The following is a 26566-nucleotide window of genomic DNA, read 5'->3' as shown; positions in this document are numbered from 1 at the left end:
CCACCGGCCGAGGGCCGCCCACCGCCCGCCGCCGGCAACGGACGCCCGGCGAAGCCGACGCCGGAAGCGGAAAGACGCCGGCCCGGCGAGGTGGTCTCCCACCTCGCCGGGCCGGTACGGATCAGGACGGTCAGCGCATCCGGCGGCCTCGCGGCACCGGGTCGGTCTCGTCGTCGAACTCGCCGATGACCTCCTCCAGGAGGTCCTCCAACGCGACGAACCCGATCGGGCGGGTCGGCCCGCCACCGTTGCTCACCAGCGCGAGCTGCGCCTGCCGCGCCCGCATGGCGGCCACCGCCTCGGTCACCGACGCCTCGGCCGGCAGCGTGAAGGCGCTGGTCATCAGCTCCTCCGCGGTCGCCGGACGGCCGGTGGTGACGGCGCGCACCGCCTCGCGTACGTGCACCAGGCCGCACACCTCACCACCGGTGTCGACCACGGCGAGCCGGGACCGGCCGCTGTCGCGGGAGACGTGCTCGATCCGCTCGGCGGTCTCGCTCCGGCCCACCGTGACGATCCGGTCGAACGGCTCCATCACCTGGGCGACTGTGGTGCCCTGGAGTTCCAGCATGCTGGTCAGCAGCTGGTGCTGCTCGGCGCCGAGCAGCCCGTGCTCCCGGGACTGCTCCAGCAGGATGCGCAGCTCGTCCGGGCCGTGCACCTGGGCGAGCTGGTCCTGCTGCTGCACCCCGAACAGGCGCAGCATCGCGTTCGCGAGCCCGTTGAGCACGGACAGCACCGGCCGGGCGATCCGGGCGAACGCCCGGAACGGCAGCGCCAGCAGCATCGCCGACCGCTCCGCGTCGGTGATCGCCCACGACTTCGGGGCCATCTCACCGACCACCAGGTGCAGGAACGTCACGAGCGACAGCGCGAACACCAGCGCCACCACGTGGCTGACCGCCTCGGGCAGGCCGACCGCGTGCAGCAGCGGGCTGAGCAGGTGCTCGATGGCCGGTTCGGCCAGCGCGCCCAGACCCAGCGTGCACAGCGTGATGCCGAGTTGCGCGCCGGCCAGCATCAGGCTCAGCTCGCGGACGCCGTCCAGCGCCGCGCGGGCCGCCCGGCCGCCACCGGCGGCCGCCTGTTCGAGGCGGTACCGCTTGGCCGCGACGAGCGCGAACTCGGCGGCCACGAAGAACCCGTTGAGCGCCAGCAGCACCACGGAGAAGAACAACGCGAATCCGGGGCTCATGCGGAACCCTCCCCGGACACCGAGGCGGCGGGCCGCAGCCGCACCGAGTCGGCCACGTGCCGGTCCACCGCCAGCACCTCGACCAGCACCCGCGGGCCACCGGCCGGCTCGTCGCCGTCCGTGGCGACCGGGATCTCCAGCCGGTCACCGACCTCGGGCACCCGGCCCAGCTCCCGCATCACCAGACCGGAGAGCGTGTCGTACTCGGGCGCCTCGGGCAGTTCGATGCCGGTGCTGTCGGCGACCTCGTCGATGCGCCAGCGCGCCGGGACCACCCAGGAGCCGTCCTCCTGCCGGGCCGCGGCCCGGTCCGGCGGGTCGTCCTCGTCGCGGATCGGCCCGACCAGTTCCTCGGCCAGGTCCTCCAGCGTGATCACGCCGGCGAAACCGCCGTACTCGTCGACCACGCAGGCGAGCTGCCGGTGCCCGGACCGCAGGCGGTCCAGCACCGTCGGCAGCGGCAGCGTCTCGGGCACCAGCAACGGGGGTACGGCCACCGCGTCGACCCGGGTGGTCGCGCGCTGCGCCGGGGGCACCCCGAGCACGTCGGCGATGCCGACCACGCCGACCAGGTCGTCGACGCCCTCGGCGCCGCGCACCGGGAACCGGGAGTGGCCGGTGTCCAGCAGCTCGACGATCCGGCTGACCGGCTCGTCGGCCCGGATGGTGTGCACGTCGACGCGCGGCACCATCGCCTCGCCGGCGGTCAGCTCGCGGAAGTCCAGACCCCGGTCCAGCAGGTCGGACATCTCGGCGTCGAGGTGCCCCTCCTCCCGGGACTCGGCGATGATCTGTTCCAGGTCCTTCGGGGTGGCACCGCTGGGCAGCTCCTCGATCGGCTCGATGCCGATGCGGCGGAGCAGCCGTACGGCGGCCCGGTCGAACAGCGTGATCAACGGACCGGCGATCTTCAGGTAGATCAGGGTGGACCGGGACAGCGCCCGGGCGAGCGGTTCGGCCCGCGCGATGGCCAGGTTCTTCGGGGCCAGCTCGCCGAGGACCATCTGCACCACGGTGGCGATGATCAGGGCGAGAGCCACCGACAGCGGCAGCGACACCGAGCTGGACAGCCCGGCCACGCCGAGCAGGTCGGCCAGCCCGGCGCCCAGGTACGGCTCGGCGACGTAACCGACGAGCAGGGCGGTCACGGTGATGCCGAGCTGCGCGCCGGACAGCATGAAGGAGAGCCGCCCGGTCACCTCCAGGGCCCGGGCCGCGGCACGGTCGCCATCGTCGGCGAGCTGCTTGAGCTTGCCTCGGTCCACGGCGACGTAACCGAACTCCTGGGCCACGAAGTAACCGGTGGCGGCGGTGAGGACGGTGATGAGAAGGAGACCGACGAGGATCAACACGGGAGGTTCAGTGCTCCCGGGGTCGTCGGGGAGGGAATTCGCCGGGTATTACCCGGCCGGCTACTGCTGCCCTCCGGGGCAGGAGAGTCGATCATGCAGCCCATTTTATCGGTACCCGCTGGACGTTCGCTGAGGGTGCCGGGAAGCCTCCCGCACGTCCGGTTCAGCGTCCGGCCAGCTCGTCGGCGTCCAGCAGCGTCCGGTCGACCCGCCCGGAACGGTACGCGGCCCGGCCGATCATCTGCGCGGCCACTGGCGCGGTGGAGAGCTGGAAGATCGCCACCAGGACCAGCATGCCCAGGTCCGAGGGGGTACGCAGGCGCAGCGCCAGCCCGGCCAGCAGCAGCAGGACGCCCAGCACCTGCGGCTTGGTGGCCGCGTGCATCCGGTCCAGCACGTCCGGGAAGCGCACCAGCCCGATGCCGGCGACCAGGGCCAGCACCGCCCCGGCCAGCAGCAGCACCCCGCCCACCCAGTCCGCGACCGCGCCGGCACTCATGATTCGGCCCGGACCGCGAAGCGCACCAGCGACACCGACCCGATGAAGCCGAGCAGCGAGAGCACCACCAGCACGGGCAGCGTGGTGGCGTGCCGGTTCACGGCGGCCTCCGCACCCACCGCGGCGAGCATCGCCGACAGCAGCAGGTCGGCGCCGACGACCCGGTCGAGCAGGGACGGGCCGCGGTAGATCCGGGCCAGGGCGAGCAGCGCGGTGGCCGAGAGCAGCACGGTCAACGCGACGGCGAGCAGGACTGTCACGGGTGGTTCCTCCGTTCGGCGGGTTCGAGGTCGAGCCGGCGTACCTCGTCGGGAGATCCGATGGCGCGGACGATGCGCCGTTCGACGGCGAGCACGCGCTCGCGGCTGCCGGTGATGTCCTCGGGTCCGCGCACGTCGAGCACGTGCACGTAGAGCACGCCCGCGGCCCGGTCGACGTCGAGGATCAGCGTGCCCGGCACCAGCGAGATCACCTCGGCGGTGAGCGCCAGGTTGAGGTCGGTGCGCACGCGCAGCGGCACCGCGATGATCGCGCCGCGCGGGCGGTAGCCGAAGCGCAGCGCCAGTGCTGCCACGTGCACGCTGGCGCTGACCAGCTCCGCGACGAACGTCGCCGCGAACACCAGCAGCGCGCGGGGGCGGACCCGGCCGCCGAACGTGACCGGCGGCAGCGGGAAGAACAGCAGCACGGCCACGCCGACCACCAGCCCGGTGACGAGGTTGCCCCAGGACACGTCGCCCCACAGCAGCATCCAGGCGACGACCAGCCAGCCGAGCGCGACCGCCTGGTCCCGCCGCCGCCCGCCCCGGCCGACGGCCGGCGCGGGGGCGTCGGGGGCGGGTGCCGCACGGGGTACGCCGGTGGGCTCACCGGTCGCGCCCCCGCCCGGGGGCAGGTCGTCGGTCACGGCACGTCCCGGGGCAGGACCGCCCGCACGTACGGGGTGCGCTCGCGCAGGTCGGTGGCCGCGTCGGCGGTGACCTGGAACAGCGGCCCGGCCACCAGCGTGAACAGCACGCCCAGCGCCACCAGGGCGGTGGTCGCCCCGACCATCAGCCCGGGCAGCCGGGCCGGCGGGGTGGTGGTGGCCAGCCGGGGCTCCCGCCAGAACGCGATGTTCCACACCCGGGAGGCCGCGTAGAGCGTGAGCAGGCTGGTCAGGGTGCCCGCGGCGACCAGCACGGCGGGCAGCGTCCCGCCCGCTGCGACGCCCGCCTGGAGCAGGCCGAGCTTGCCGAGGAAGCCGGAGAACGGCGGGATGCCGGCGAGGTTCATCGCGGGGACGAAGAAGAGCACGCCGAGCATCGGCGCGATTCGCGCCAGGCCGCCGATCCGGCGCAGGTCGGTGCTGCCGGCGCGTTCCTCGACCAGTCCGGCGACCAGGAACAGCGTGGTCTGGATGGTGATGTGGTGCACCACGTAGAAGATCGCCCCGGACAGGCCGGCGACGCTGCTCAGAGCCACCCCGAAGATCATGTAGCCGATGTGGCTGACCAGCGTGAACGACAGCAGCCGCTTCAGGTCCGACTGGGCCACCGCCCCGAGGATGCCCACCACCATGGTCAGCCCGGCCACCACCATCAGCAGCGTGGCGACCTGGCCGCCGGGGAACAGCAGCGTCTCGGTGCGGATGATCGCGTACACGCCGACCTTGGTGAGCAGGCCGGCGAAGACCGCCGTGACCGGCGCGGGCGCGGTCGGGTAGCTGTCCGGCAACCACGCCGACAGCGGGAACACCGCCGCCTTGATCCCGAACGCCAGCAGCAGCGTCAGTTGCAGGGTCAGGCGTACGCCCGACGGCAGCGCGTCCAGCCGGCCGGCGAGCTGCGCCATGTTCAGCGTGCCGGTGGCCGCGTACACCAGCCCCACGGCGGAGAGGAACAGCAGCGACGACAGGATGCTGACCACCACGTACGTCGATCCGGTCCGCAACCGCACCTCGGTGCCGCCGAGCGTGATCAGCACGAAGCTCGCGGCCAGCAGGATCTCGAAGCCGACGAACAGGTTGAACAGATCCCCGGCCAGGAAGGCGTTCGTCACGCCCGCCGTCAGCACCAGGTACGTGGGGTGGAAGATGCTCACCGGCGCGGTCTCGCTGGTCTCCCCCCGGCCCTGGCCGATCGAGTAGAGCAGCACGCACAGCGTCACCGCCGAGGAGACGAGCACCATCAGCGCCGCGAGCTGGTCCGCCACCAGCACGATGCCCACCGGCGCCGGCCAGCCGCCCACCTGCACCACCACCGGCCCGAACCGGTACGCCTCCACCAGCAGCACCGCCGCCACCACCAGAACGCTGGACAGGCAGAGCACGCTTATCGACCGCTGCAGGCGGGGCCGGCCGGACAGCACGAGGGTGAGCGCCGCGCCGAGCAGCGGCACCACCACCGGCAGCGGGACGAGGCCGCTCACGGGTTCTCCCCGTCCCGGCGCAACCGTCGACGGGCCGGCTCCGGGTCCACCTGTTCCGGGTCGCCGTCCGGGCCCTCGCCGCCGAGGTCCGCCGTGGACACCTCGTTGCTCTCGGCGAGGCGGACGATCTGCCGGTCCTCCAGGTCGTCCTGCACCTCGTCGTCGCCGCTGGTGTACCAGCTCCGGTAGGCGACGGCGAGCAGGAACGCGGTCAGCCCGAACGTGATCACCACGGCGGTGAGCACCATGGCCTGCGGCAGCGCGTCGCTCATCTCGCCCTGCGACGCGGAACCCACGAGCGGGGCGGCACCGGACCGCCCGCCGAGCAGGATGAGCAGGTTCACACCGTTGCCGAGCAGGATGATGCCGAGCAGGATCCGGGTCAGGCTGCGTTCCAGCAGCAGCGTGACACCGGCGGCGACGAGCACCCCGACCGCCAGCACCAGCACCAGCGTCGGCCCGGCCGCCCCGCGAATCATGGTCGGCCCTCGCGCTGGACGACCAGACCCCGACCGGCCTCGCCCGCCGCCTCCACGTGCCGGTCCACCTCGGCGCCCAGGCTGCGCAGGATGTCCAGCACCAACCCGACCACCACCAGGTAGACGCCGATGTCGAAGAACAGCGACGTGACCAGGTAGAAGTCACCGACCACCGGCAGCCACAGATTGACCTTCACGCTCTGGAGCACCTCGCCGGTGAGCGCCAGGCCGAGCACTCCGCTGCCGACCGAGACGCCCAGACCCGCGCCGAGCACCGTGCCGGCCCCGACCGGTGCCGCCTCGGCCAGCTCGTACCGGCCGCCGGCCAGGTAGCGCAGGGCCAGCGCGAGGCCGGCCACGAGCCCGCCGGCGAAGCCGCCACCGGGGGCGTTGTGCCCGGAGAAGAGCAGGAACAGCGAGAAGATCAGGACGGTGTGGAAGATCAGCCGGGTGACCACCTCGAACACGATCGACCGCCGCCGTTCCGGCAGCGTCTGCCCGCCGCGCAGCCACACCGTGCGCCGGTCCCCGGCGCGCATCGCGGCCGGTGGAGGACGGCGGGGACGCGGCCCGGTGCGGGACCGCTCGTAAATCAGGCTGGCCACGCCGGTCGCGGTGACCACGAGCACCGAGATCTCCCCCATCGTGTCCCAGGCCCGGATATCGACGAGCGTCACGTTCACGACGTTGCGGCCGTACCCCTCGAGCAGGGCCAGGTCCGGGAAGCCGGCGGAGATCGACGGCGCCCGCCGCGCCCCGGCCGCGGCCAGCGCCAGACCGGCCATCACCACACCGGTGGCGATCCCGATGCCGCGGCGGACCCAGCGGCTGCGGCGCAGCGGACGGGCCGAGAAGCGCTCCGGCAGCCGCCGCAGCACCAGCACGAACACGGCGATCGTCGCGGTCTCCACGAGGAACTGGGTCAGTGCCACGTCCGGCGCGCCGTAGAGGACGAACATCATCGCGGTGCCGTAGCCGGTCACGCCGACGAGCAGCATCGCGGTGAGCCGGCGGCGCGCGCCGACCGCGAGCAGCGCGGCGACCGCGATCACCACACAGACCACGAGCTGGGCCGGGTTGTCCCAGACCGCCAGGTCGACCCGCCACGGCGCGGTGGCGATCATCGCCCCGCCCGGCACGAACACCAGCACGAGCAGCACGGTGCCGAGGTACTGCGGCAACGACCCACGCTGGGTGGCACCGGTGACCTCGATGGCGAGCCGGTCGAAGGCGTGCGTCACCCACTCGTACCCCTGGTTGCCGCCCACCGGCGAGCGCAGCCGGGCCAGCGCGGGCGCCAGCGGGCCGCGGACCAGGTGCAGCACCACACCGCCGGCCAGCACGAGGGCGGACAGGCCGAGCGCCGCCGTGGGTCCGTGCCAGAGCGCCAGGTGCTCCTCGACCGGCCCGAACAGCTCGGCGTACGGCTCGAACAGGCCGCTCAGCCACCCGGCCGCCGGACCGGCGGCGAGCCCGGCCACGGCGAGCAACGCCGGGGGTACGAGCATCGCGGCGGGCGGCCGGGCCAGCTCGGTGTCCGGCGTGCCGGGCCGGGTGCCGAACGCGCCCCAGAGGAACCGGATGCTGTACGCGACGGTGAGCGCGCTGCCCACCACCAGCACGGTCAGCACCAGCGGAGCACCGGTGAACGCGGCGAGCGCCGCCTCCTTCCCGACGAACCCGAGCAGCGGCGGCACCCCGGCCATCGAGGCGGCGGCCAGCGTGGCGACGACGGCCAGCACCGGCGCGGTCCTCCTGACCCCGGACAGCACCCGCAGGTCACGGGTGCCGGCCTCGTGGTCGAGGATGCCGACGACGAGGAACAGCGCCGCCTTGAACAGGGCGTGCGCCGCCAGCATCGCGACCCCGGCCAGCGCCGCCTTCGGGGTGCCCGCGCCGAACACCACTGTCAGCAGGCCGAGCTGGCTGACAGTGCCGTACGCCAGCAGCAGCTTCAGGTCGGTCTGCCGCAGCGCCGCCCACCCGCCGATGACGAGCGTGACCAGTCCGGCGACCACGGTGACCGGCCGCCACCCGTCGACCAGGGCGAGCACCGGGCCGAGCAGTCCGATGAGGAAGATGCCGGCCTTCACCATCGCCGCCGCGTGCAGGTACGCGCTCACCGGTGTCGGGGCGGCCATCGCCACCGGCAGCCACGCGTTGAACGGGAACACCGCGGACTTGGCCAGCGCCCCGGCGAGGATCAGCAGCACCGCGACGACCAGGTACCCGCCGCCGGGCAGCGGCGCCGAGGCCACCGCCGACCACCGGTAGCCCCCGGCGTGGTGGCCGAGCAGCAGGAAACCGACGAGCATGGCGAGCCCGCCCAGCGTGGTCACTGTCAGCGCCTGCGCGGCGGCCCACCGGCTGGACCGGCGCTCCGTGCTGTGCCCGATGAGCAGGTACGAGAAGACCGTGGTCAGTTCCCAGAAGACGTAGAGCAGCAGCAGGTCGTCGGAGACGACGAGGCCGAGCATCGCCCCGGCGAAGGCGACCATGACGGCGGCGAACCGGGCCAGCCCGATGGACCCGGGCGGGAAGTAGCGGGCGGAGTAGACCAGCACGAGCGCGCCGACGCCGCCGACGAGCAGCAGCATCAGCCAGGACAGCGTCGTGACGCGCAGCGCCACGTCGAGCTGGAGCTGCGAGATCCACTGGTACGTCTCGACCACTTCGCCGCCGTCGCGTACCGCCCCGGTGTGCGCCGCCGCCCAGACCGCCGTGGCGGCCGGGGCGAGCGCGAGCAGGAGGCAGGCGCGCGGACCCCACCGGCGGACCAGCAGCGGGGCGAGCAGCGCCGCCACCAGGTGCACGATCAGCAGGACGAGCACGCGTACTCCCGGTCGAGGTGACAGCGCGCGAACACGCTGGTGTCACAACCGATCACACGCCACAGAGGCACCGAACCGGGCGGTTTTCCCCAAAACCCACCCTTACCCCATCCGCCCACCCCGACGTGCACCCGCTCCATCGCCCGGTGATCAAGGAGTTCGTGTCCGGAAACGCGCCGGAACCCGCCGCGAACTCCTTGATCACCGGGGTGGTGGGGAGGCGCGGAAGGGCGGGGAGACAGGTGGGAGAGGGCGGTCAGGGGGTGGGGTTGGGGGTGGCCAACTGGTGGGCGGCGCGGTCTGCCGCGCGCTGGGCGGCGGCCAGGGAGCGCAGCGGCAGCCGGGCGTCCCGGCTCTCCCGGCGCTGGACGAAGTAGTGCACGGCAGCCCGGACCCGGGCGCGGTCGGCGGCGCTGGACCGGGCGGTCGCCAGGATCATCTCGCGCAGCCGCGCGGCGAGTTCCTCGGCCAGCTCCAGATCAGGACCGTGCAGCCCGGCGCGGAGCGCGGCCAGTCGACTGTCGACCTTGCGGATGAGCACGTCGGTTCCGGACCCCCGGCCTCGCTCCTCGACGGTCATCCACGCCTCCACCCCACGCCGCATCGCGAGTGAAGTTACTTTATGTTGCAGCCCACAAGCAAGCAGTTAAGTAAGACTTAACGGAATAATCGCCCATTCCATTCTTCGACTGCCGGGCGCGGGACGGAACGGTCCGGCGGCGGGCCGGATGTCACACCCGCGCGGCAGGATGGGTGCGTGGCGGACGAGGTGGCCCGGTCAGGCGGGTCGGGCAGGTCAGGCGGGTCGGACAGGTCAGACGGTTCAGGCAGGCCGGGCCGGGTGCTGGCGGAGTTCGGCGCGGCGACCCGGGAGTGGTTCACCGCTGCCTTCGCCGCGCCCACCCCGGCCCAGGAGGGCGCCTGGCGCTCGGTCGCCGCCGCCCGCAACGCGCTCGTGGTCGCGCCGACCGGCTCCGGCAAGACGCTCGCGGCGTTCCTCTGGTCGCTCGACCGGCTCGCCAAGGAGCCACCGCCGGCCGATCCCCGGCGCCGCTGCCGGGTGCTCTACGTGAGCCCGCTCAAGGCGCTCGCCGTCGACGTGGAACGCAACCTGCGCGCCCCGCTCACCGGCATCCGCCAGGCCGCCTCCCGGCTCGGCCTGGTCCCGCCGGACGTCACCGTCGGGATGCGTACCGGCGACACCCCGGCCGACGAGCGCCGGGCCTTCGCCCGCACCCCGCCGGACATCCTCATCACCACGCCCGAGTCGCTCTTCCTGCTGCTCACCTCCGCCGCCCGCGACTCGCTGCGCGGCGTCGACACGGTCATCGTGGACGAGGTGCACGCGGTCGCCGGCACCAAGCGCGGCGCGCACCTGGCGCTGTCCCTGGAACGGCTCGACGCGCTGCTGGAGCGGCCGGCGCAACGGATCGGACTGTCCGCCACCGTCCGGCCGATCGACGTGTGCGCCCGCTTCCTCGGCGGCGCGCGCCCGGTCGACGTGGTGCAGCCGCCGTCGGACAAGACCATCGAGGTCAGCGTCCAGGTCCCGGTGGAGGACATGACACGCCTCGACGAGCAGGAGCCACCCGAGGACGATCTCGGCGGCCTCGCGCCCCGCCGCCCCTCCATCTGGCCGGCGGTCGAGGAGCGCGTGTTCGCGCTGATCCGCGCGCACCGGTCGACGATCGTGTTCACCAACTCCCGGCGCAGCGCCGAACGCCTCTGCGCCCGCCTCAACGAACTGGCCGCGGAGGAGGTGGAGGCGGCGTCCGCCCCGGACGGCAGCCGCATGGCCCGGGGCGGGGAGCCGGTGCGCGTATCCGAGCTGTTGCCCGGCGCCGACGGCCCGCCGGCCGGCGACGGCGCCGGGCCGGTGCGCGCGCCGCGGCAGCCGGCGGAGGTGATGGCGCAGTCCGGCGCGGCGGCCGGGGCGCCGGCGGTGATCGCGCGGGCGCACCACGGCAGCGTGTCCCGGGAGGAGCGCAAGCAGATCGAGGAGGCACTCAAGTCCGGCCGGCTGCCCGCCGTGGTCGCCACGTCCAGCCTGGAGCTGGGCATCGACATGGGCGCCGTCGACCTGGTGGTGCAGATCGAGGCACCGCCGAGCGTGGCGGCCGGGCTGCAACGGGTCGGGCGGGCCGGGCACCAGGTCGGTGCGGTCTCGCGCGGCGTCGTCTTCCCCAAGCACCGGGGCGACCTGCTCTCCTGCACGGTGGTGGCCGAGCGGATGGGCGCCGGGGCGATCGAGGAGCTGCACTACCCGCGCAATCCGCTCGACGTGCTGGCCCAGCAGATCGTCGCGATGGTGGCGCTGGAGCCGTGGCGGCTCGGCGATCTCGCGGTGCTGGTCCGGCGCGCGGCGCCGTTCGCGGAGCTGCCCGACTCGGCGCTGCACGCGGTGCTCGACATGCTCTCCGGGCGCTACCCGTCCACCGCGTTCGCCGAGCTGCGGCCGCGCCTGGTCTGGGACCGCGCCACCGACGTGCTGACCGGCCGGCCCGGCGCCCAGCGGCTCGCCGTGACCAGCGGCGGCACCATCCCCGACCGGGGCCTGTTCGGCGTGTTCCTGGCCGGTGCCGAGCGGGCCGCGCGGGTCGGTGAGCTGGACGAGGAGATGGTCTACGAGTCCCGGGTCGGTGACGTGTTCCTGCTCGGCTCGTCGTCCTGGCGGATCGAGGAGATCACCCCCGACCGGGTGCTCGTCACCCCCGCGCCCGGTCAGGCGGCCCGGATGCCGTTCTGGAAGGGCGACCAGCTCGGTCGCCCGGTCGAGCTGGGGCGCGCGATCGGCGCCCGGGTCCGGGCGCTGCTGCGGCAGTCCGACGCCGACGCGGTCGCGGCGCTGCGGGCCGGCGGGCTCGACGACTGGGCCGCCGGCAACCTGATGACCTACCTGCGCGAGCAGAAGGCCGCCACCCGGTCGCTGCCGGACGACCGGACGGTGGTGGTCGAACGGTTCCGCGACGAGCTGGGCGACTGGCGCCTCGCCGTGCACTCGGTGCTCGGCGCGCGCGTCAACGGGCCGTGGGCGCTGGCGATCGGTCGCCGGCTGGCCGAGCGGTACGGCGTGGACGCCCAGGTGATGCCCTCCGACGACGGCATCGTGGTGCGCCTGCCCGACACCGCCGAGACGCCGCCCGGCGCCGACGTGGTCGTCTTCGAGCCGGACGAGATCGCCCAGCTCGTCGAGGAGTCGGTGGGCACATCGGCGCTGTTCGCGTCCCGGTTCCGCGAGTGCGCGGCCCGGTCGCTGCTGCTGCCCCGGCGTGATCCCCGGCGGCGGCAGCCGCTGTGGCAGCAACGCCAGCGCGCCGCGCAACTGCTCGACGTGGCCCGCGAGTACGCCGACTTCCCGGTCACGCTGGAGGCCGCCCGCGAGTGCCTCCAGGACGTCTTCGACCAGCCCGCCCTCGGCGAGCTGATGCGCGACCTGGCCGCCCGCAAGGTACGCCTGGTCGAGGTGGAGTCCGAGCGCCCGTCGCCGTTCGCCAGGTCGCTGCTGTTCGGGTACGTCGGCGCGTTCCTCTACGAGGGCGACGCCCCGCTGGCCGAGCGGCGGGCCGCCGCGCTGGCGCTCGACTCCGGGCTGCTCGGCGAGCTGCTGGGCCGGGTCGACCTGCGGGAACTGCTCGACCCGGAGGTGCTCGCCGAGACCGCGCGCCAACTGCGCTGGCTCACCGAGCAGCGACGCCCCCGCGACCCGGAGGACGTGGTCGAACTGCTGCGCGTGGTCGGTGACCTGAGCAGCGCCGAGCTGGCCGAGCGGGGCGTGCCGGAGTCCTGGCTTGAGGAACTGGCCGCGGCCCGGCGGGTGCTGCGGGTCCGCATCGCCGGCGAGGACCGCTGGGTCGTCGTCGAGGACGCCGCCCGGCTGCGTGACGCGCTCGGGGTGGCGCTGCCCGTCGGAGTCGCCGAGGCGTACCTCGCGCCGGTGGCCGATCCGCTCGCCGACCTGGTCGCCCGGTACGCCCGTACGCACGGCCCGTTCGCGGCCGCCACCTGCGCGGCCCGGTTCGGGCTCGGCGTGTTCGTGGTGGAGCAGGCGCTGCGGCGGCTCGCCTCGGGCGGCCGGGTGGTCTCCGGTGAGTTCGCCCCGGACACGGTGGGCACCCAGTGGTGCGACGCCGAGGTGCTGCGCATGCTGCGCCGCCGCTCGCTGGCCGCGCTGCGCCGGGAGATCGAGCCGGTGCCGCCGCGCGCGCTCGCCGCGTTCCTGCCCCGCTGGCAGCAGGTCGGTTCGTCGGCCCGGGGAGTCGAAGCGGTCGCCGCCGCCGTCGAGCAGTTGCAGGGCGTGAGCGTGCCGGCGTCCGCGCTGGAACGCCTGGTGCTGCCCGCCCGGGTCGCCGGCTACTCCCCCGCCCAGCTCGACGAGCTGTGCGCCGGCGGAGAGGTGGTGTGGGCCGGCGCGGGCGCGATCTCCGGCGGCGACGGTTGGGTGACGCTCGCGTACGCCGACGTGGCGCCGCTGCTGCTCCCGCCGCCGGACGAGGCGCTGACGCTGACCCCGCTGCACGAGTCGGTGCTCGACGCGCTCGCCGACGGGCAGGCGCTGTTCTTCCGCTCGCTGTCCGACCGGGTCGGCGCCACAGACGACGCCGCCCTGTCGGCCGCCGTGTGGGACCTGGTCTGGGCCGGTCACCTCACCAACGACACGCTCGCGCCGCTGCGGGCCGCGCTCGGCGCCGGCGGGGCACACCGGTCCCGGCCGTCGGCGCCGCGCACCCGTTACCGCCGTCCGGGCCGGGTGGCGCTGCCCAGCCGGGGCGGCCCGCCCACCATGGCCGGTCGCTGGTCCCGGCTGCCCGAACGCGACAGCGACCCCACCCGCCGGGCCGCCGCCCTCGCCGATCTGCTGCTGGAACGGCACGGCGTGGTGACCCGGGGCGCGGTCGTGGCCGAGCAGGTCACCGGCGGCTTCGCCGGGGTCTACCCGGTGCTGTCCGCGATGGAGGAACGCGGGGCGGCCCGGCGCGGCTACTTCGTCGAAGGGCTCGGCGCGGCGCAGTTCGCGGTGCCGGGCGCGGTGGACCGCATCCGGGCGCTCGCCGACGACACCCAGGGCCGGGGCGGGCCGACAGTCGTGCTCGCCGCCACCGACCCGGCGAACCCGTACGGCGCGGCGCTGCCCTGGCCGGAACGCATTGTCGACTCCGGCGACGGCGCGGCACCGGCCACCGGCCACCGAGCCGGGCGCAAGGCGGGCGCGCTTGTCGTGCTCGTCGGCGGTGACCTGGTGCTCTACGTGGAGCGGGGCGGCCGGACGATCCTGTCGTTCACCGACGACACCGACACGCTCGGCGCGGCCGGCAAGGCGCTCGCCGACGCGGTGCACTCCGGTGCGCTCGGCGCGATCTCGGTGGAACGCGCCGACGGCGAGGCCGTGCACGCGTCCCCGCTGCGCGACGCGCTGACCGCCGCCGGCTTCCGCGCCACCCCGCGCGGCCTGCGTCTGCGCGGCTGACCGCCCGGAGTTCCGGGGAGCGGGCACGTAGGGTGTGCCGGTGGCCTCGATCTCGCTGACCACCGACTACGGGCTGTCCGACGGGTTCGTGGCGGCGTGCCACGGTGTGCTGGCCCGGCTCGCCCCGGCCGTCCGGGTGATCGACGTGACGCACCTGATCCCACCCGCCGACGTACGCCGGGGCGCGGCGGTGCTCGCGCAGACGGTGCCGTACCTGCCGTGGGGCGTGCACATGGCGGTGGTCGACCCGGGTGTCGGCACGACGCGGCGCGGGATCGCGCTCGCCGCGCCCGGCGGGCTGCTGGTCGGGCCGGACAACGGGCTGCTGATCCCGGCCGCGGAGGCGCTCGGCGGGGTGACCGCTGCGGTGGAGCTGACCAACGCGGACTGGCTCGGCCCGGTCGTGTCCCGCACGTTCCACGGCCGGGACGTGTTCGCGCCTGTGGCCGCCCGGCTGGCGCTCGGCGCACCGCCGGCCGAGGCGGGACCGGCAGTCGACCCGGGCACGCTGGTCCGGCTGCCGGAACCGGTGGTACGCGCCGAGCCCGGCGGCTTCAGCGCCGAGGTGCTGACCGTCGACCACTTCGGCAACGTCCAACTCGCCGCGCCGGGCACGCTGCTCGACGGTCTGCCGTCCCGGGTGCTGGTGAACGGCCACGAGGCGGTCCACGGCCGCACCTTCGGCGACGCGGAACCCGGCGCCCTGGTGGTCTACGTCGACTCCGCCGCCCAGGTCGCCGTAGCGGTGAACACCGGCCGAGCCGCCGACACCCTCCAAACCACCCCAGGCGCCCTGGTCACCGTCACCCGTCTCCCCCGCGATCTTGCAGTTGGTGCCCCGGCATAACGGGCGAATGCCCCCGGGACGGGGCCGAAACTGCAAGATCGCGGGGGAGAGCGGGGACGGGCGGGGACGGGCGGGGACGGGGGCGCCGCTCAGCAGCGGGGGACTGTGCCGCCGTAGATCGACGACAGGTACGCGTGGCTGACGTAGTTGCCGCCCACCAGGCGGTACCACCTCGTCGTCGTGCGGTACGTGCCGGTGATCTTCTGCCCGGTCACGTAGCACTGCACCGGCACGTGGGCGTACGTGGCGGCCAGCCCCCGGCTCGCGTACGCGGTGCTCGCCCCGGCGCGCAGGTTCAGCGGCCCGGAACCGACCACGGCCCGCGCCCCGCCGCCGGTCCACAGCAGCGTCACGTCCACCCACGCGTTGTCGGTGAGCCGCAGCCCGTCCCAGAACGTGCCGTCGGCCAGGTCCAGCCCGGCCGGGTTGCGGACGGTACGGCCGAACTGGTCGCGCCCGCCGTTGTAGCCGTTCTGGTACGCCGCCTGCGCCTCCGGCAGCCCGCGCGGCAGGTCCTTCCAGTTCTCCCGGACCGACGCCGGGTTCCACCAGTCGTCGCGGGTGTTCCACGGGCCGACGTCCCACACCGGGGCGTACTCGCAGCGGCTGCCGCTCGTCGTGCAGACCTTGACCGTGTAGTCGCCGGTGTTGCGCGGGGACAGGCCGCGCCGGGTGGGCAGCGCCGCGAAGTGGTCCCGCGTCCGCACCGTGTGCCCGTTGGCGGTGATGCCGCCGACCAGGCCGATCCGGGTCGCGTACACCCGGTACTTGAGCGCGGCGGCCGGCTGGACCGCCGTGGTGGCGACCCGGTCGGCGGCCAGGGTCAGGCCGGTGACGGTGGCCTCCGACGCGCTGCCGCTGGTGGTCAGCACGACGCGCGCCTGCACCCGGCTGACCGGCGCGTCGAACACCGCCTCGCCTGCGTCGCGCCACTCGGTCCAGCCTCGGCCACGCCAGCCACGTACCTGGGCCACCGCCGTACCCCCGTCGCCGGTGCGGGCGGCGACCTGTGCGCGTACCCGGGTCGCGGGCCGGTCCAGGGTGCGCGGCGCGGAGAGCAGGATGCCCTCGGCGACCGGTCCGCCGACGGCGGCCGGGCGGGTGCGGGCGGCGGGACGGGGGTCGGCCAGGCGCAGGCGGCCGGATCGCCAGGCGACGTTGACGTCGTCGCCGCCGGTGACGGCGAGGTCGACGGACCAGCGTTCGGGGCCGGGCGCGGTGGCGCGGGACGGTACGGCGGCAGGCGGAGGCGCGGCCGACGCGGGCGTGCCGGGAAGTCCGGCGGCCACGGTGAGCAGGGCGGTCAGGGCGACGACGGTGCGACGTCGGGTATGTGCCATGGGCATCTCCTCAGAACCCCCTGATCGTGGCGTTTCCGCAGATCAAGTGGAACCTCAGTACAAATAGCGACACATGCGAATTCTGCTCGGCCGGGGGACAATGGCCGGGTGCCCGAAGGCGACACCGTCTGGAACACCGCGCGCGTCCTGCAACGCGCGCTCGCCGGGGCCCGGCTCACCGGGTCCGACTTCCGCGTCCCGCAGCTCGCCACCACCGACCTGACCGGCTGGACCGTGCGCGAGTCGGCGAGCCGCGGCAAGCACCTGCTGCTGCGCCTGACCGGCACCGACGCCGAGCAGTGGACGCTGCACTCGCACCTGCGGATGGACGGCGCCTGGCGGGCGTACGCCCCGGGTGAGCGCTGGAGCGGGCGGCCCGCGCACCTGATCCGGGTGGTGCTGAGCTCCCCCGCCGCTGTCGCCGTCGGCTACCACCTGCACGAGCTGGCGCTGGTGCCGACGGCCGAGGAGGAGTCGCTCGTCGGCCACCTCGGCCCGGACCTGCTCGGCCCGGACTGGGACGCCGACGAGGCGGTCCGCCGGCTCGCGGCCGACCCGGACCGGACCATCGGTGAGGCGCTGCTCGACCAGCGCAACCTGGCCGGTGTGGGCAACCTCTACAAGTGCGAGGTGCTGTTCCTGCGCGGCGTGTCGCCGTGGACGCCGGTGGGCGCGGTGCCGGACCTACCGGGCACCGTCGCGCTGGCCCAGCGGCTGCTGGCGGCCAACCGGGGCCGCTGGACGCAGAGCACCACCGGCGTGCTGCACCGGGGCGGGACCAGCTACGTGTACGGCCGCCGGGCCCAGCCGTGCCGCCGCTGCGGGACCGCCATCCGCAAGGAGGAACTGGGCGAACGGGTCACCTACTGGTGCCCCGTCTGCCAGCCCGGCGTGGAACTTCCACGAAACGCCCAAGATCGGCCGAGATAGGGACGATTGGGTACTTCCGCCTCACCCCTGTGACGTCGCATGCTGCGGTGGACCGCTCACGGATCGTCAGCAGCGCGTACGCCCGCCACGCCGGGGTGTCGGCCGGCGCGCCCCGACCCCGGGGAGAGCCATGGTGTTGTTCCGCCGCAGCCGGCCCGGACGCCCGGACCGCGCCGCCGTCGTCGCCGTCGCCGCCGAGGAGACCGCGCCCACCGGTGACCCGACGCCGGCCGGTTCCGTCGCGCCCGCCGTCCCCGCCGCCCGGGACGGCGACGACGAGCGAGGTCCGGCGCCGGCGAGCCTGGACCCGGCCGCCGTCCCGCGCCTGTTCGGCCCGGTGCCGAACACCGCCGCCAGCCCGCTGCCCACGCTCGACCCGGACGGCCGCCCGGTACCCGGCACCGGCATCCGCAAGTTCGTCGACCCGCTGCCGCTACCCGGGCAGCCGGCCACCGCCGGGCTCGGCGCCCGCCTGCCCGTCGCCGTCCCGGACACCATCACCTGGCCGGGCTGCGACTACTACGAGATCGGCCTCCAGGAGTACGCGCAGCGCCTGCACCGCGACCTGCCCGCCACCCGGCTGCGCGGCTACCGGCAGCTCAACCTGGGCACCGACGCCTCCGGGCACAACACGGTCAGCCCGCCCGGCCGCCCCTGGCACCTCGGCCCGATGATCGTGGCCCGGCGGGGCCGCCCGGTGCGGATCAAGTTCATCAACCAGCTCCCCACCGGACGGGCCGGCGAGCTGTTCCTGCCTGTCGACGAGACTGTCGACGGCGCCGGTGCCGGGCCGCTCGACGGTCCCGCGCCGTACCCGCAGAACCGCGCCGTGCCGCACCTGTCCGGCGCGCAGACCGGGTGGATCAGCGCCGGCAACCCGTGGCAGTGGGTGACCCCGGCCGGCGAGATCACCCCGTACCCGACGGGTGTGGGTCTGACGCCGGTGCCGGACATGCCGCCGCCCGGCGCGGGCGCCACCACGCTGTACTTCCCGAACGACCAGAGCGGCCGGCTCATGTGGCTGCACGACAACACGCTCGGCCTGTCCCGGCTCACCGTCTACTCCGGGCAGATCGCGCTCTATCTGCTCACCGACCCGGCCGAGGATCGGCTCGTCGCCGACGGCGTGCTCCCCGCCGACCAGCTCCCGCTGGTGATCGAGGACAAGACGTTCGTCCCCGACGACGCGCAGCTCGCCGCCCAGGATCCCACCTGGGACCGGGACCGCTGGGGTGCCAAGGGCAGCCTGTGGCACCCGCACGTCTACCAGCCGCGGCAGAACCCGTACCGGCTCACCGGCACCAACCCGACCGGCCGCTGGGACTACGGGCCGTGGACCCACGACCCGGACGGCGGCGCCAGCCCGTGGGTCGCCCCGGTGCCGAACCCGCACCACGACCCCGACACCGATCCGGACGAGCCGCCGCTGGTGCCGGGCGTGCCGCACCCGTCGGCGGTCCCCGACGCGTACGGTGACACCCCGCTCGTCAACGGCGTGGCTTACCCGTACCTGGAGGTCGCGCCGCGGGCGTACCGGTTCCGGATCCTCAACGCCTGCGCGGACCGCGCGCTCAACCTCCAGCTCTACCGGGCCGCCTCGGACGCGCCGATGTGGGCCGAGGACGGCAGCCCGGCCGACCCGGACGCCGGTGAGGTGCCGATGGTCGAGGCGGTACGCACCCCCGGGCGGCCCGCTTACTGGCCGGCGGACGGGCGCGACGGCGGCGTGCCCGACCCGGCCGCCGCCGGGCCCGAGATGATCCAGATCGGCAACGAGGGCGGCCTGCTCCCCGCCCCGGTGGTGCTGACCAACCGACCGGTGGACTACCGGTACGACAGGCAGGACCCGACGGTGCTCAACGTGGACGGGCACGCGCTGCTGCTCGCCCCCGGCGAACGGGCCGACGTGGTGGTGGACTTCTCCACAGTGCCGCCGGGCAGCACGCTCATCCTCTACAACGACTGCCCCGCGCCGCTGCCCCGGTTCGACCCGCGCTACGACCACCACACCGGCGTGCCCGACCGGACCGCCGCCGGTGGCCTGCCGCCGACCCGCCCCGGGTACGGCCCGAACACCCGTACGCTGCTCCAGATCCGGGTCACCGGCACCCCCGCGCAGCCGTACGACACTCGGCGGCTCGCCGAGCGGCTACCCGGGGCGTACGCCCGCAGCCAGCCGCCGCCGATCGTGCCGCAACCCGCGTACGACACCGCGATCGGCACCTCCACCCCGCGCCCGACGCTCGTCGCCGCGCGGGCCACCTCGGTCACGTTCACCCCGGCGGGCGCGACCGCCCCGGTCACGTTGCCGCTGGCGGTGAAGTCGGTCGGGCAGGTGTTCGAGGCCCGGCACGGCCGCGCGGTGGGACGGCTCGGCGTCGGCCACCCGGTCGCCGGGCCACTCGCCCCGGCCACCCTGCCGCTGGGCCCGGCCGACCCGGCCACCGAGGTGCTGCACGCCACCGACCCGGCGGTGGCGGTCGGGGCGCCCGGCGACGGCACGCAGCTCTGGCGGATCGTCGGCGACGCCCCGCGTACCCATCCCGTCCACATCGAGGGCTGCGACGTACAGATCGTCAACCGGGTCGGCTGGGACGGCACGGTCCGCCCGCCCGACCCGGGCGAGCTGGGCTGGAAGGACACCGTCCGGGTCAACCCCCGGGAGGACGTCGTGGTGGCGCTGCGTCCCGTACCACCAGCCCTGCCGTTCAAGATCGGCGACAGCGTACGGCTGCTCGACCCGACCCGCCCGGCCGGCGCACGGCTGGACGCCGGCCCGGTCAGCCCCGTTGACGGCCGTCCCGCTGTCGTGGTCAACCAACTGGTCAACCTCGGCTGGGAGTACCGCTGGCAGACCCGCTCGGCCGGACTGCGCGACCAGGGCATGAGCCGACCGCTGGTGGTGCGTGTGGCACCCAAGGCGCCGACCGGGCTCACCGCCACCCCGGCACCGGGCAGCGCCACCGCGCTCCCCGCCATCGCGCTGACCTGGACCGGCAACGGCAGCCGGCCCGTACCCACCAGCCACCGGCTGCAACGCGCCACCGACAGCACCTTCACCACCGGCCTGACCGAGATCACGGTGGCCGCCACCGCCACCCGGTACACCGACGCCACCGTCACGCCCGGCGTCACCTACCACTACCGGATCCGCGCCGAGAACGCGGTGAGCTGCTCGTCCTGGTCCAATGCGGTACCGGCGGCGGTGCACATGTCCGCGCCCGCCCGGGTGACAGCGGTGCTGCCGCCGACCGGGCCGCTGCGGGTGGCGCTGCGCTGGGCCAACCACTCCTTCGCGACAGGCGTGGACGTGCAGCGGGCCACCAACCCGACGTTCACCAGCGGTCCGGGCACCACTGCCATCGCCGTGGGCGAGTCCCACGTGGACCCGGCGGTCGCGCCGGACACCACGTACTACTACCGGGTACGCACGACGTACCTGGGTGCCGCCTCACCGTGGTCGACTGTGGCGACGGTGACCACACCGGCCCGGCCGGTCGCACCGACCGCTGTGAGCGTCACCGCGAGCGTGTCCGGGCCGGACACCGCCAGCGTGACGGTGACCTGGTCGGCACCGACGCCGGCCGGACCGGGCGCCGGGTTCGTCGTGCAGCGCGCCACCGACGCCGCCTTCACGCGCGAACCGGCGACGTTCCACGTGACCGGCCGAGGCTTCACCAACACCGGCCTCGCGCGAGGAATGACCTACCACTACCGGGTACGAGCGACGAACGTCGTAGGGACGTCCCCCTGGACCCCCTCAGCCCGCACCGAAACCCCCACCTGACCCGCCCCCTCTCCCCCGGCCGCCACAGGGGTTGATCATGAAGTTGACGGCCGAAATGGAGATCGAAACTGCCGTCAACCTCATGATCGACCGCGCTGGTCGGGCGTGCCTGGGCGGTGATCAAGGGATTTGGGCCGGGATCCGGCTGTGGGTGGGACACGAACCCCTTGATCAACGGGGAGGCCGGGGCGGGGAGGGGACTGTCAGGGGGCGCGGAGGGGGGTGCGGAGTTCGGCCAGGGCGGAGGCTACGCCGTGCAGCAGGTCGGTGGCCTCGGTCAGGCGCGCGGCGGACGGGTGCTCGGTGTTCGGGCGCGCGTCCTCGGCCACGTAACCGGCGGCGGCCACCACCAGCCGCTCGTACGCGGCCACCCCGTCCTCCAACTGGGCCACGAGCGTGGCGTGCACCTCGTTCAGCTGGCTCTGCGGGGTCAGCTTCGCCGCGCGTTCCACGCCCGCCACCCGGTTCGCCAGCTCACGCAGGGACCGGTCGGCCTCGGCCGCCTCCCGGACCGCCGGCTCGGCCAGCCCGGTCAGCCGCCCGGCCAGCCCGGCCAGGGTGAGCGCGGCCCGGTCCAGCCGGGCCCACGGCTCGGCCGCGGCGGTGCCGCGCAGCGCGAGGCGGGAGCGGACCCGGCGTACCTCGGCCACGACGCCCGGCCCGACTGGGAGCCGCTCGACGGCGGCGACCAGCCGGGCGCGGGAGCGGGCGGCGGCCTCGGCCGGATCCAGGGCGGGCGGTGGCGGCACGGCGGCCAGCGCCCGGTGGTCGGCCCAGCGCCAGGCGGCCACCGCGATCGCGCTGCCCGCGGCGCCGGCCCAGGCCGCGTCCGCCAGGCCCAGTCCGGCGTACGGAGTCAGCACCGCGGCGGCACCGCCGAGCCCTCCGGCCAGTACGCTCCACCGCCGCGCCGAGTTGCGTAGTCTGCGCAGCCTGCGGAAGTGCCGGGCCCGTTCGTCCGCCATCGTGTCCGCCCCTCCGTCAGCCGGTAGTGGTCTCCCCGGTGCCACGCTCCCGGCTCATGCTGGCCCGGATCTCGTCGAGCCGGGCGGCGGCGGCCGGGTCGGCCGGCTGCCCCACGGCGGGGGTCTCGGACCGGCTGCCGAGCTGCTCGCCGGCCATGCTCGACCGGATCTGTTCCAGTCTCGCCGATCCGGCCGAGTCGAGCGTGGCCTTCTGGATCTCCAGCATCCGGCCCTCGACCGAGTTGCCGGCCAGCTCGGCGCGGCCCATGGCGGTGGCGTAACGGCGTTCGATCCGGTCGCGGACCTCGTCCAGCGAGGGGGTGGTGGCGGGTGCGGTGAGCGACGACATCGACTCCAGCGAGCGGGCCACGCTCTCCTGCATCTTGGCCTGCTCCAGCTGGCTGAGCAGCTTGGTGCGCTCGGCCAGCTTCTGCTGGAGGATCATCGAGTTGTTCTCGACCGCCTTGCGGGCCTGTGCGGCCGCGCCGAGCGCCTGGTCGTGCAGGGTCTTGAGGTCTTCCAGCGCCTGCTCGGCGGAGACCAGCTGGGTGGCAAGCATCTGGGCGGTCTGCTCGTAGCGCCCGGCCTCGGCCTCGTCGCCCCGGCCCCGGGCCTGGTCGGCCACGGCGAGTGCCTGCCGCGCGTTGCCCTGGAGCTGTTCCACCTCGGTCATCTGCCGGGACAGCTTCATCTCCAGCTGGCGCTGGTTGCCGATCACCGCGGCCGCCTGCTGCACCAGCGCCTGGTGCTGGCGCTGTGCCTCCTCGACGGCCTGCTGGATCTGCACCTTCGGATCGGCGTGCTCGTCGATCTTCGCGCCGAAGAGCGCCATCAGGTACTTCCAACCCTTGACGAACGGGTTCGCCATCTCCGCCTCGTCCCCTCAGTAGCGTCGCGCCTACATCGTTCCAGCCGGACGCCACTCCGGCACCCGTACGCTCCTGATCAACAGTACGACGCGAACGCCAGCACTGCCCACGACGTGACAGCCGGGGTCAGGCGGCGCAGACCACATCCCGCTCGGCGGGGCGTACGCGGGTGCTGCGCAGCGTGGCCTTGAGCGGCGAGTCCTGCCGGACCTGGACGGCGACCCCGCCGTCGGAGGTGACCTGCCGGACACTCCTGTTCGTCGCCTTGCGGACGGCGGCCGGCGTCACCGAGGCCGGCTCGTCGGCCACCGGAACCAGCACGCCGGGCATCTGCTCGGCCAGGGCGACGGTGTCGCTCACCTCGCGGAGCAGCTCGGACAGGCGGGCGCCGAGCGCGTCGCAGATCGCGGCCAGCAGTTCGCTGGAGGGTTCCTTCTGGCCGCGTTCGATCTCGGAGAGGTAGCCGAGGCTGACGTTGGCGGCGGAGGAGACCTCGCGGAGGGTGCGGTGCTGCCCTTGCCTGCGTGCTCGCAGCGCGTCACCGATCACCCGGCGTAGCAGGACCATCGCACCTCCCCCTGAACGGGACCACCATCTCCGGCCGGAACACGTCGCGCCGGACGCGGTGGACCGCTCCCGGCGCCGACGGCGACCGCCGGAGCCTTCCCGCAACCGTACCCGTTGGTCGCCACGGCGACATCCCACCCCGCCTCTGAAAATCCGGGCGGATCGACAGGTCCGGCGATCCCGCCGCCGGGCGTGTCGGCGCCGCGCGGGCTCATCGGCGGCCGGCTCCCGCCGCCTCGGCGGCGTCGGCGGGGAGCTGGATGCGGTCGGCGAGCAGCCGCAGCGCCTCGATCACCGCGGCCGAGCGGATGTGGTCGCGGCCGCCCTTGAGGTCGAGCCGGCGCACCTCGGTGCCGTCCGGTCCGGCGACCGCCACGTAGACCAGGCCGACGGGCTTGTCGTCCTGCGGCTCCGGACCGGCCACGCCGGTGGTGGCCAGGCCCCAGTCGGCGCCGCAGCGCTGCCGTCCGCCCTCGGCCAGCGCCGCCGCCACGTCCGGGTCGACCGGGCCGCGGTCGGCCAGCAGGTCCTCCGGTACGCCGGCGAGCGTCGCCTTGAGTTCGGTGGCGTAGACCACCATGCCGCCCCGGTAGATCGAGCTGACCCCGGCGATCTCCACGATCGCGGCGGCGAGCAGGCCGCCGGTCAGTGACTCGACGGTGGCCAGCGTCTCGCCGCACTCGTGCAGGCGGTGCACCACGGCGGCCGCCGGGCTGCCGGCGGGCCGCTGGTTACTCGCGTCGGTGTCCATGCCCGCCCCCATTTCCCGCCCCACGCCGGCTTACTCGTCCGCCGCCCGAGCCGCCCGAGCCGACGGACCCGCGACCCGGACCGGCGGACCGACCGCCCGGACCGACGGGCCCGCCGACCGGTTCAACGGGCCGGGCGGCGCAGCCGCAACGCCTGGGCGATGTAGTCGAACCCGGTGACCACGGTGACCACCACGGCCGCGCCCATGATCCACGGGCCGACCGCGGCGAGCGCCTCCGGCATCGGCCAGAGGTACCAGGTGATGGCCAGGATCTGCAGCGCCGTCTTGACCTTGCCGCCCCGGCTGGCCGCGATCACGCCGTGCCGGATCACCCAGAAGCGCAGCCCGGTGATGCCCAGCTCGCGGACCAGGATCACCACCGTCACCCACCAGGGCAGCCGGTCGTAGACGGAGAGCAACAGCAGGGCGGCGCCGGTGAGCGCCTTGTCGGCGATCGGGTCGGCGACCTTGCCCAGCGAGGTGACCAGTTCGTACCGGCGGGCGATCCAGCCGTCGACCAGGTCGGTCGCGGAGGCCACCACGAAGATCAGGCAGGCCGTCATCCGCCAGCCCGCGTGGCTCATGCCGGAGGCGATCACGGTGGCCACGAAGACCGGCACCAGCATCAGGCGCGCGCCGGTGAGCACGTTCGCCGCGTTGAGCAGCGGTACGGGGGCAGCGGCCGTCGACTCCGCTCCCGTCATGTCCCGCATCGCCCCACGTGGCTTCCCCGCTCCATCAGGGCCCGCCGTCACCGTACCGCGCCGGGCGCCGCCGAGATCATCTCATCCGGTACGGCTACCAGGTCCACGCCCTCGGTCGCCGTCACCGTGGCCCGGACCAGGTCGCCGGGGCGCAGAGCGGCCAGATCGACGCCGCCGCCGACCGGCGCGACGAGCGTGGTCGAGCCGTCGACCTCGGGCGCCTGGTGGGCGGCCCGCCCCTCCACCACGCCGTCGGCGATCGAGTCCACGAGCACCTCCACCGTCGCGCCGAGGCGCTCCTCGGCGCGCTGCGAGCAGAGTTCGTCGGCCAGCGCGCTGAGCTTGTCGTACCGCCGCTTGATCGTGGCGGCGGAGACCTTGCCGGTGAGTCCGGCGGCCTCGGTGCCGTCCTCGTCGCTGTAGTCGAACATGCCGATCGCGTCCAGCCGCGCCTCGGTCAGGAACCGGACCAGCTCGGCCACGTCCTGCTTCGTCTCGCCGGGGAAGCCGACGATGAAGTTGCTGCGCGCGCCCGCGTCCGGCGCCAGCGCGCGGGCGGAGGCGAGCAGTTCCAGGAACCGGTCGGTGGAGCCGAAGCGCCGCATCCGGCGCAGCACCGGCTCGCTGGAGTGCTGGAACGACAGGTCGAAGTACGCGGCCACGCCGGGCGTGGTGGCGATCACCTCGACCAGGCCGGGCCGGGTCTCGGCGGGCTGGAGGTAGCTGGCGCGGACCCGCACGATCCCGTCGATCGCGGCGAGCTGCGGCAGCAGCTTCTCCAGCGCGCGGGGGTCACCCAGATCCTTGCCGTACGAGGTGGAGTTCTCGCTGACCAGCACCAGCTCGCGGACGCCGGTCTTGGCCAGCCACTCGGCCTCGGCGAGCAACTCGTCCGGGGTACGCGAGACGAACGCGCCCCGGAACGCCGGGATGGCGCAGAACGCGCACCGCCGGTCGCAGCCGCTGGCGAGCTTCAGCGAGGCCACCGGGCCGGTGTCGAGCCGGTGCCGCAGCACCTGCCGCAGGTGGGCCGGGGTGTGCTCGTCGGTCTCCGGCGCGACCCGGGCCGGGTTGCCGTGCCCGGGCAGCGACACCGCCGCGTCGCGGCGCTTCACCGGGGTCAGCGGCAGCAGTTCCCGCCGGTCGCGGGGGGTGTGGGCGCCGAGCGCCTCGCCGGCGAGCACCGAGTCGAGGCGGGCGGCGATGTCCGGGTAGTCGTCGAAGCTGAGCACGGCCTGCGCCTCGGGGAGACTGTCGGCCAGCTCACGGCCGTACCGCTCGGCCATGCACCCGGCGGCGACGACCTTCGCGCCGGTGTCGGCGGCGGCCAGCAGCGTCTGGATCGAGTCCTGCTTGGCCTTCTCGACGAACCCGCACGTGTTCACCACCACCACGTCGGCGCCCTCGCCGTCGGTGGTGACGTGCCATCCGTCGGCGTGCAGCCGGGCGGCCAGCTCCTCCGAGTCGACCTCGTTACGGGCGCAGCCGAGGGTCAGCAGGGCGACGCGGCGCCCGTCGGATCGCGGGGTGGAGGAGGAGGCAGACACCATCCGAGGGTACCGGGCCGGTTCCGGTGC

The 26566-nt window shown here is 74.5% G+C and carries 20 protein-coding genes; 4 read left to right on the top strand and 16 right to left on the bottom strand.

Annotated features, from left to right (window positions below; genetic code table 11):
• Nucleotides 1-130 precede the first annotated feature (130 nt).
• From NMK34_RS08920 to NMK34_RS08880, 9 genes are all read right to left on the bottom strand, one after another.
• Entirely contained in the window at nucleotides 131-1195 is a 1065-nt protein-coding gene (locus NMK34_RS08920) for a hemolysin family protein (protein WP_318332994.1), read from the bottom strand.
• Nucleotides 1192-2547, bottom strand: coding sequence for a hemolysin family protein (locus tag NMK34_RS08915; protein ID WP_318332993.1), 1356 nt, complete (start codon nucleotides 2545-2547; stop codon nucleotides 1192-1194). Before NMK34_RS08915 ends, NMK34_RS08920 begins: the two co-directional genes overlap by 4 nt.
• A 163-nt stretch (nucleotides 2548-2710) precedes the next feature.
• Nucleotides 2711-3046, bottom strand: coding sequence for a monovalent cation/H(+) antiporter subunit G (mnhG, locus tag NMK34_RS08910; RefSeq protein ID WP_194802954.1), 336 nt, complete (start codon nucleotides 3044-3046; stop codon nucleotides 2711-2713).
• Nucleotides 3043-3306 carry a monovalent cation/H+ antiporter complex subunit F gene (locus tag NMK34_RS08905; RefSeq protein ID WP_120571077.1) on the bottom strand — a complete coding sequence of 88 codons (264 nt, stop codon included), beginning with the start codon at nucleotides 3304-3306 and terminating at the stop codon, nucleotides 3043-3045. The genes mnhG and NMK34_RS08905 overlap by 4 nt, the downstream gene beginning before the upstream one ends.
• Nucleotides 3303-3953 (bottom strand): Na+/H+ antiporter subunit E, encoded by a 651-nt coding sequence (locus NMK34_RS08900; protein ID WP_318332992.1) that lies wholly within the window; start codon nucleotides 3951-3953, stop codon nucleotides 3303-3305. The genes NMK34_RS08905 and NMK34_RS08900 overlap by 4 nt, the downstream gene beginning before the upstream one ends.
• Nucleotides 3950-5455: a Na+/H+ antiporter subunit D gene (locus NMK34_RS08895; RefSeq protein WP_318332991.1), complete on the bottom strand. Its 1506-nt coding sequence runs from the start codon at nucleotides 5453-5455 to the stop codon at nucleotides 3950-3952. The genes NMK34_RS08900 and NMK34_RS08895 overlap by 4 nt, the downstream gene beginning before the upstream one ends.
• Nucleotides 5452-5934 (bottom strand): Na(+)/H(+) antiporter subunit C, encoded by a 483-nt coding sequence (locus NMK34_RS08890; protein WP_318332990.1) that lies wholly within the window; start codon nucleotides 5932-5934, stop codon nucleotides 5452-5454. Before NMK34_RS08890 ends, NMK34_RS08895 begins: the two co-directional genes overlap by 4 nt.
• Complete coding sequence (locus tag NMK34_RS08885; protein ID WP_318332989.1) at nucleotides 5931-8765, bottom strand: Na+/H+ antiporter subunit A; 2835 nt, start codon at nucleotides 8763-8765, stop codon at nucleotides 5931-5933. The genes NMK34_RS08890 and NMK34_RS08885 overlap by 4 nt, the downstream gene beginning before the upstream one ends.
• Before the next feature lie 256 nt (nucleotides 8766-9021).
• Nucleotides 9022-9345 carry a hypothetical protein gene (locus tag NMK34_RS08880; protein WP_318332988.1) on the bottom strand — a complete coding sequence of 108 codons (324 nt, stop codon included), beginning with the start codon at nucleotides 9343-9345 and terminating at the stop codon, nucleotides 9022-9024.
• A gap of 261 nt (nucleotides 9346-9606) precedes the next feature.
• Here NMK34_RS08880 and NMK34_RS08875 point away from each other — a divergent pair, with 261 nt between their 5' ends.
• Together NMK34_RS08875 and NMK34_RS08870 are read left to right on the top strand one after the other, a co-directional pair.
• Nucleotides 9607-14229 carry a DEAD/DEAH box helicase gene (locus NMK34_RS08875; RefSeq protein WP_318332987.1) on the top strand — a complete coding sequence of 1541 codons (4623 nt, stop codon included), beginning with the start codon at nucleotides 9607-9609 and terminating at the stop codon, nucleotides 14227-14229.
• 34 nt (nucleotides 14230-14263) lie between these two features.
• Entirely contained in the window at nucleotides 14264-15076 is an 813-nt protein-coding gene (locus tag NMK34_RS08870) for an S-adenosyl-l-methionine hydroxide adenosyltransferase family protein (protein ID WP_412098861.1), read from the top strand.
• Between the two features lie 89 nt (nucleotides 15077-15165).
• Here the strand turns inward: NMK34_RS08870 and NMK34_RS08865 are convergent, their stop codons facing one another.
• Complete coding sequence (locus NMK34_RS08865; protein WP_318332985.1) at nucleotides 15166-16416, bottom strand: hypothetical protein; 1251 nt, start codon at nucleotides 16414-16416, stop codon at nucleotides 15166-15168.
• Nucleotides 16417-16524: 108 nt separating this feature from the next.
• On the opposite strand from NMK34_RS08865, the gene NMK34_RS08860 reads away from it, so the two are divergent.
• A complete protein-coding gene (locus tag NMK34_RS08860) occupies nucleotides 16525-17346 on the top strand; it encodes a DNA-formamidopyrimidine glycosylase family protein (RefSeq protein WP_318332984.1) in 822 nt (273 codons plus the stop codon).
• A 130-nt stretch (nucleotides 17347-17476) separates the two neighbouring features.
• Nucleotides 17477-21133: a fibronectin type III domain-containing protein gene (locus tag NMK34_RS08855; RefSeq protein WP_318332983.1), complete on the top strand. Its 3657-nt coding sequence runs from the start codon at nucleotides 17477-17479 to the stop codon at nucleotides 21131-21133.
• 203 nt (nucleotides 21134-21336) lie between these two features.
• Here the strand turns inward: NMK34_RS08855 and pspM are convergent, their stop codons facing one another.
• From pspM to rimO, 6 genes are all read right to left on the bottom strand, one after another.
• Nucleotides 21337-22098, bottom strand: coding sequence for a phage shock envelope stress response protein PspM (gene pspM, locus NMK34_RS08850; protein WP_318332982.1), 762 nt, complete (start codon nucleotides 22096-22098; stop codon nucleotides 21337-21339).
• Between the two features lie 16 nt (nucleotides 22099-22114).
• The gene (locus tag NMK34_RS08845; protein WP_318332981.1) at nucleotides 22115-22966 is read right to left on the bottom strand and encodes a PspA/IM30 family protein; all 852 of its coding nucleotides are present in this window, start codon (nucleotides 22964-22966) and stop codon (nucleotides 22115-22117) included.
• Between the two features lie 127 nt (nucleotides 22967-23093).
• Nucleotides 23094-23534, bottom strand: a complete 441-nt coding sequence (locus NMK34_RS08840; protein WP_318332980.1) for a helix-turn-helix transcriptional regulator — start codon at nucleotides 23532-23534, stop codon at nucleotides 23094-23096.
• A gap of 211 nt (nucleotides 23535-23745) precedes the next feature.
• On the bottom strand, nucleotides 23746-24285 hold the full coding sequence (locus NMK34_RS08835; protein WP_318332979.1) for a CinA family protein: 540 nt from the start codon (nucleotides 24283-24285) through the stop codon (nucleotides 23746-23748).
• 122 nt (nucleotides 24286-24407) lie between these two features.
• On the bottom strand, nucleotides 24408-24989 hold the full coding sequence (pgsA, locus tag NMK34_RS08830; protein WP_318332978.1) for a CDP-diacylglycerol--glycerol-3-phosphate 3-phosphatidyltransferase: 582 nt from the start codon (nucleotides 24987-24989) through the stop codon (nucleotides 24408-24410).
• A 47-nt stretch (nucleotides 24990-25036) separates the two neighbouring features.
• Nucleotides 25037-26539 carry a 30S ribosomal protein S12 methylthiotransferase RimO gene (gene rimO / locus NMK34_RS08825; RefSeq protein WP_318332977.1) on the bottom strand — a complete coding sequence of 501 codons (1503 nt, stop codon included), beginning with the start codon at nucleotides 26537-26539 and terminating at the stop codon, nucleotides 25037-25039.
• Nucleotides 26540-26566: the final 27 nt, after the last annotated feature.

Source organism: Micromonospora sp. BRA006-A (genome assembly GCF_033433935.1).
Taxonomy (GTDB): Bacteria; Actinomycetota; Actinomycetes; order Mycobacteriales; family Micromonosporaceae; genus Micromonospora; species Micromonospora aurantiaca.
Note: the sequence above shows the minus strand (reverse complement) of the source record. Positions and strands in the feature narration are given on the sequence as shown.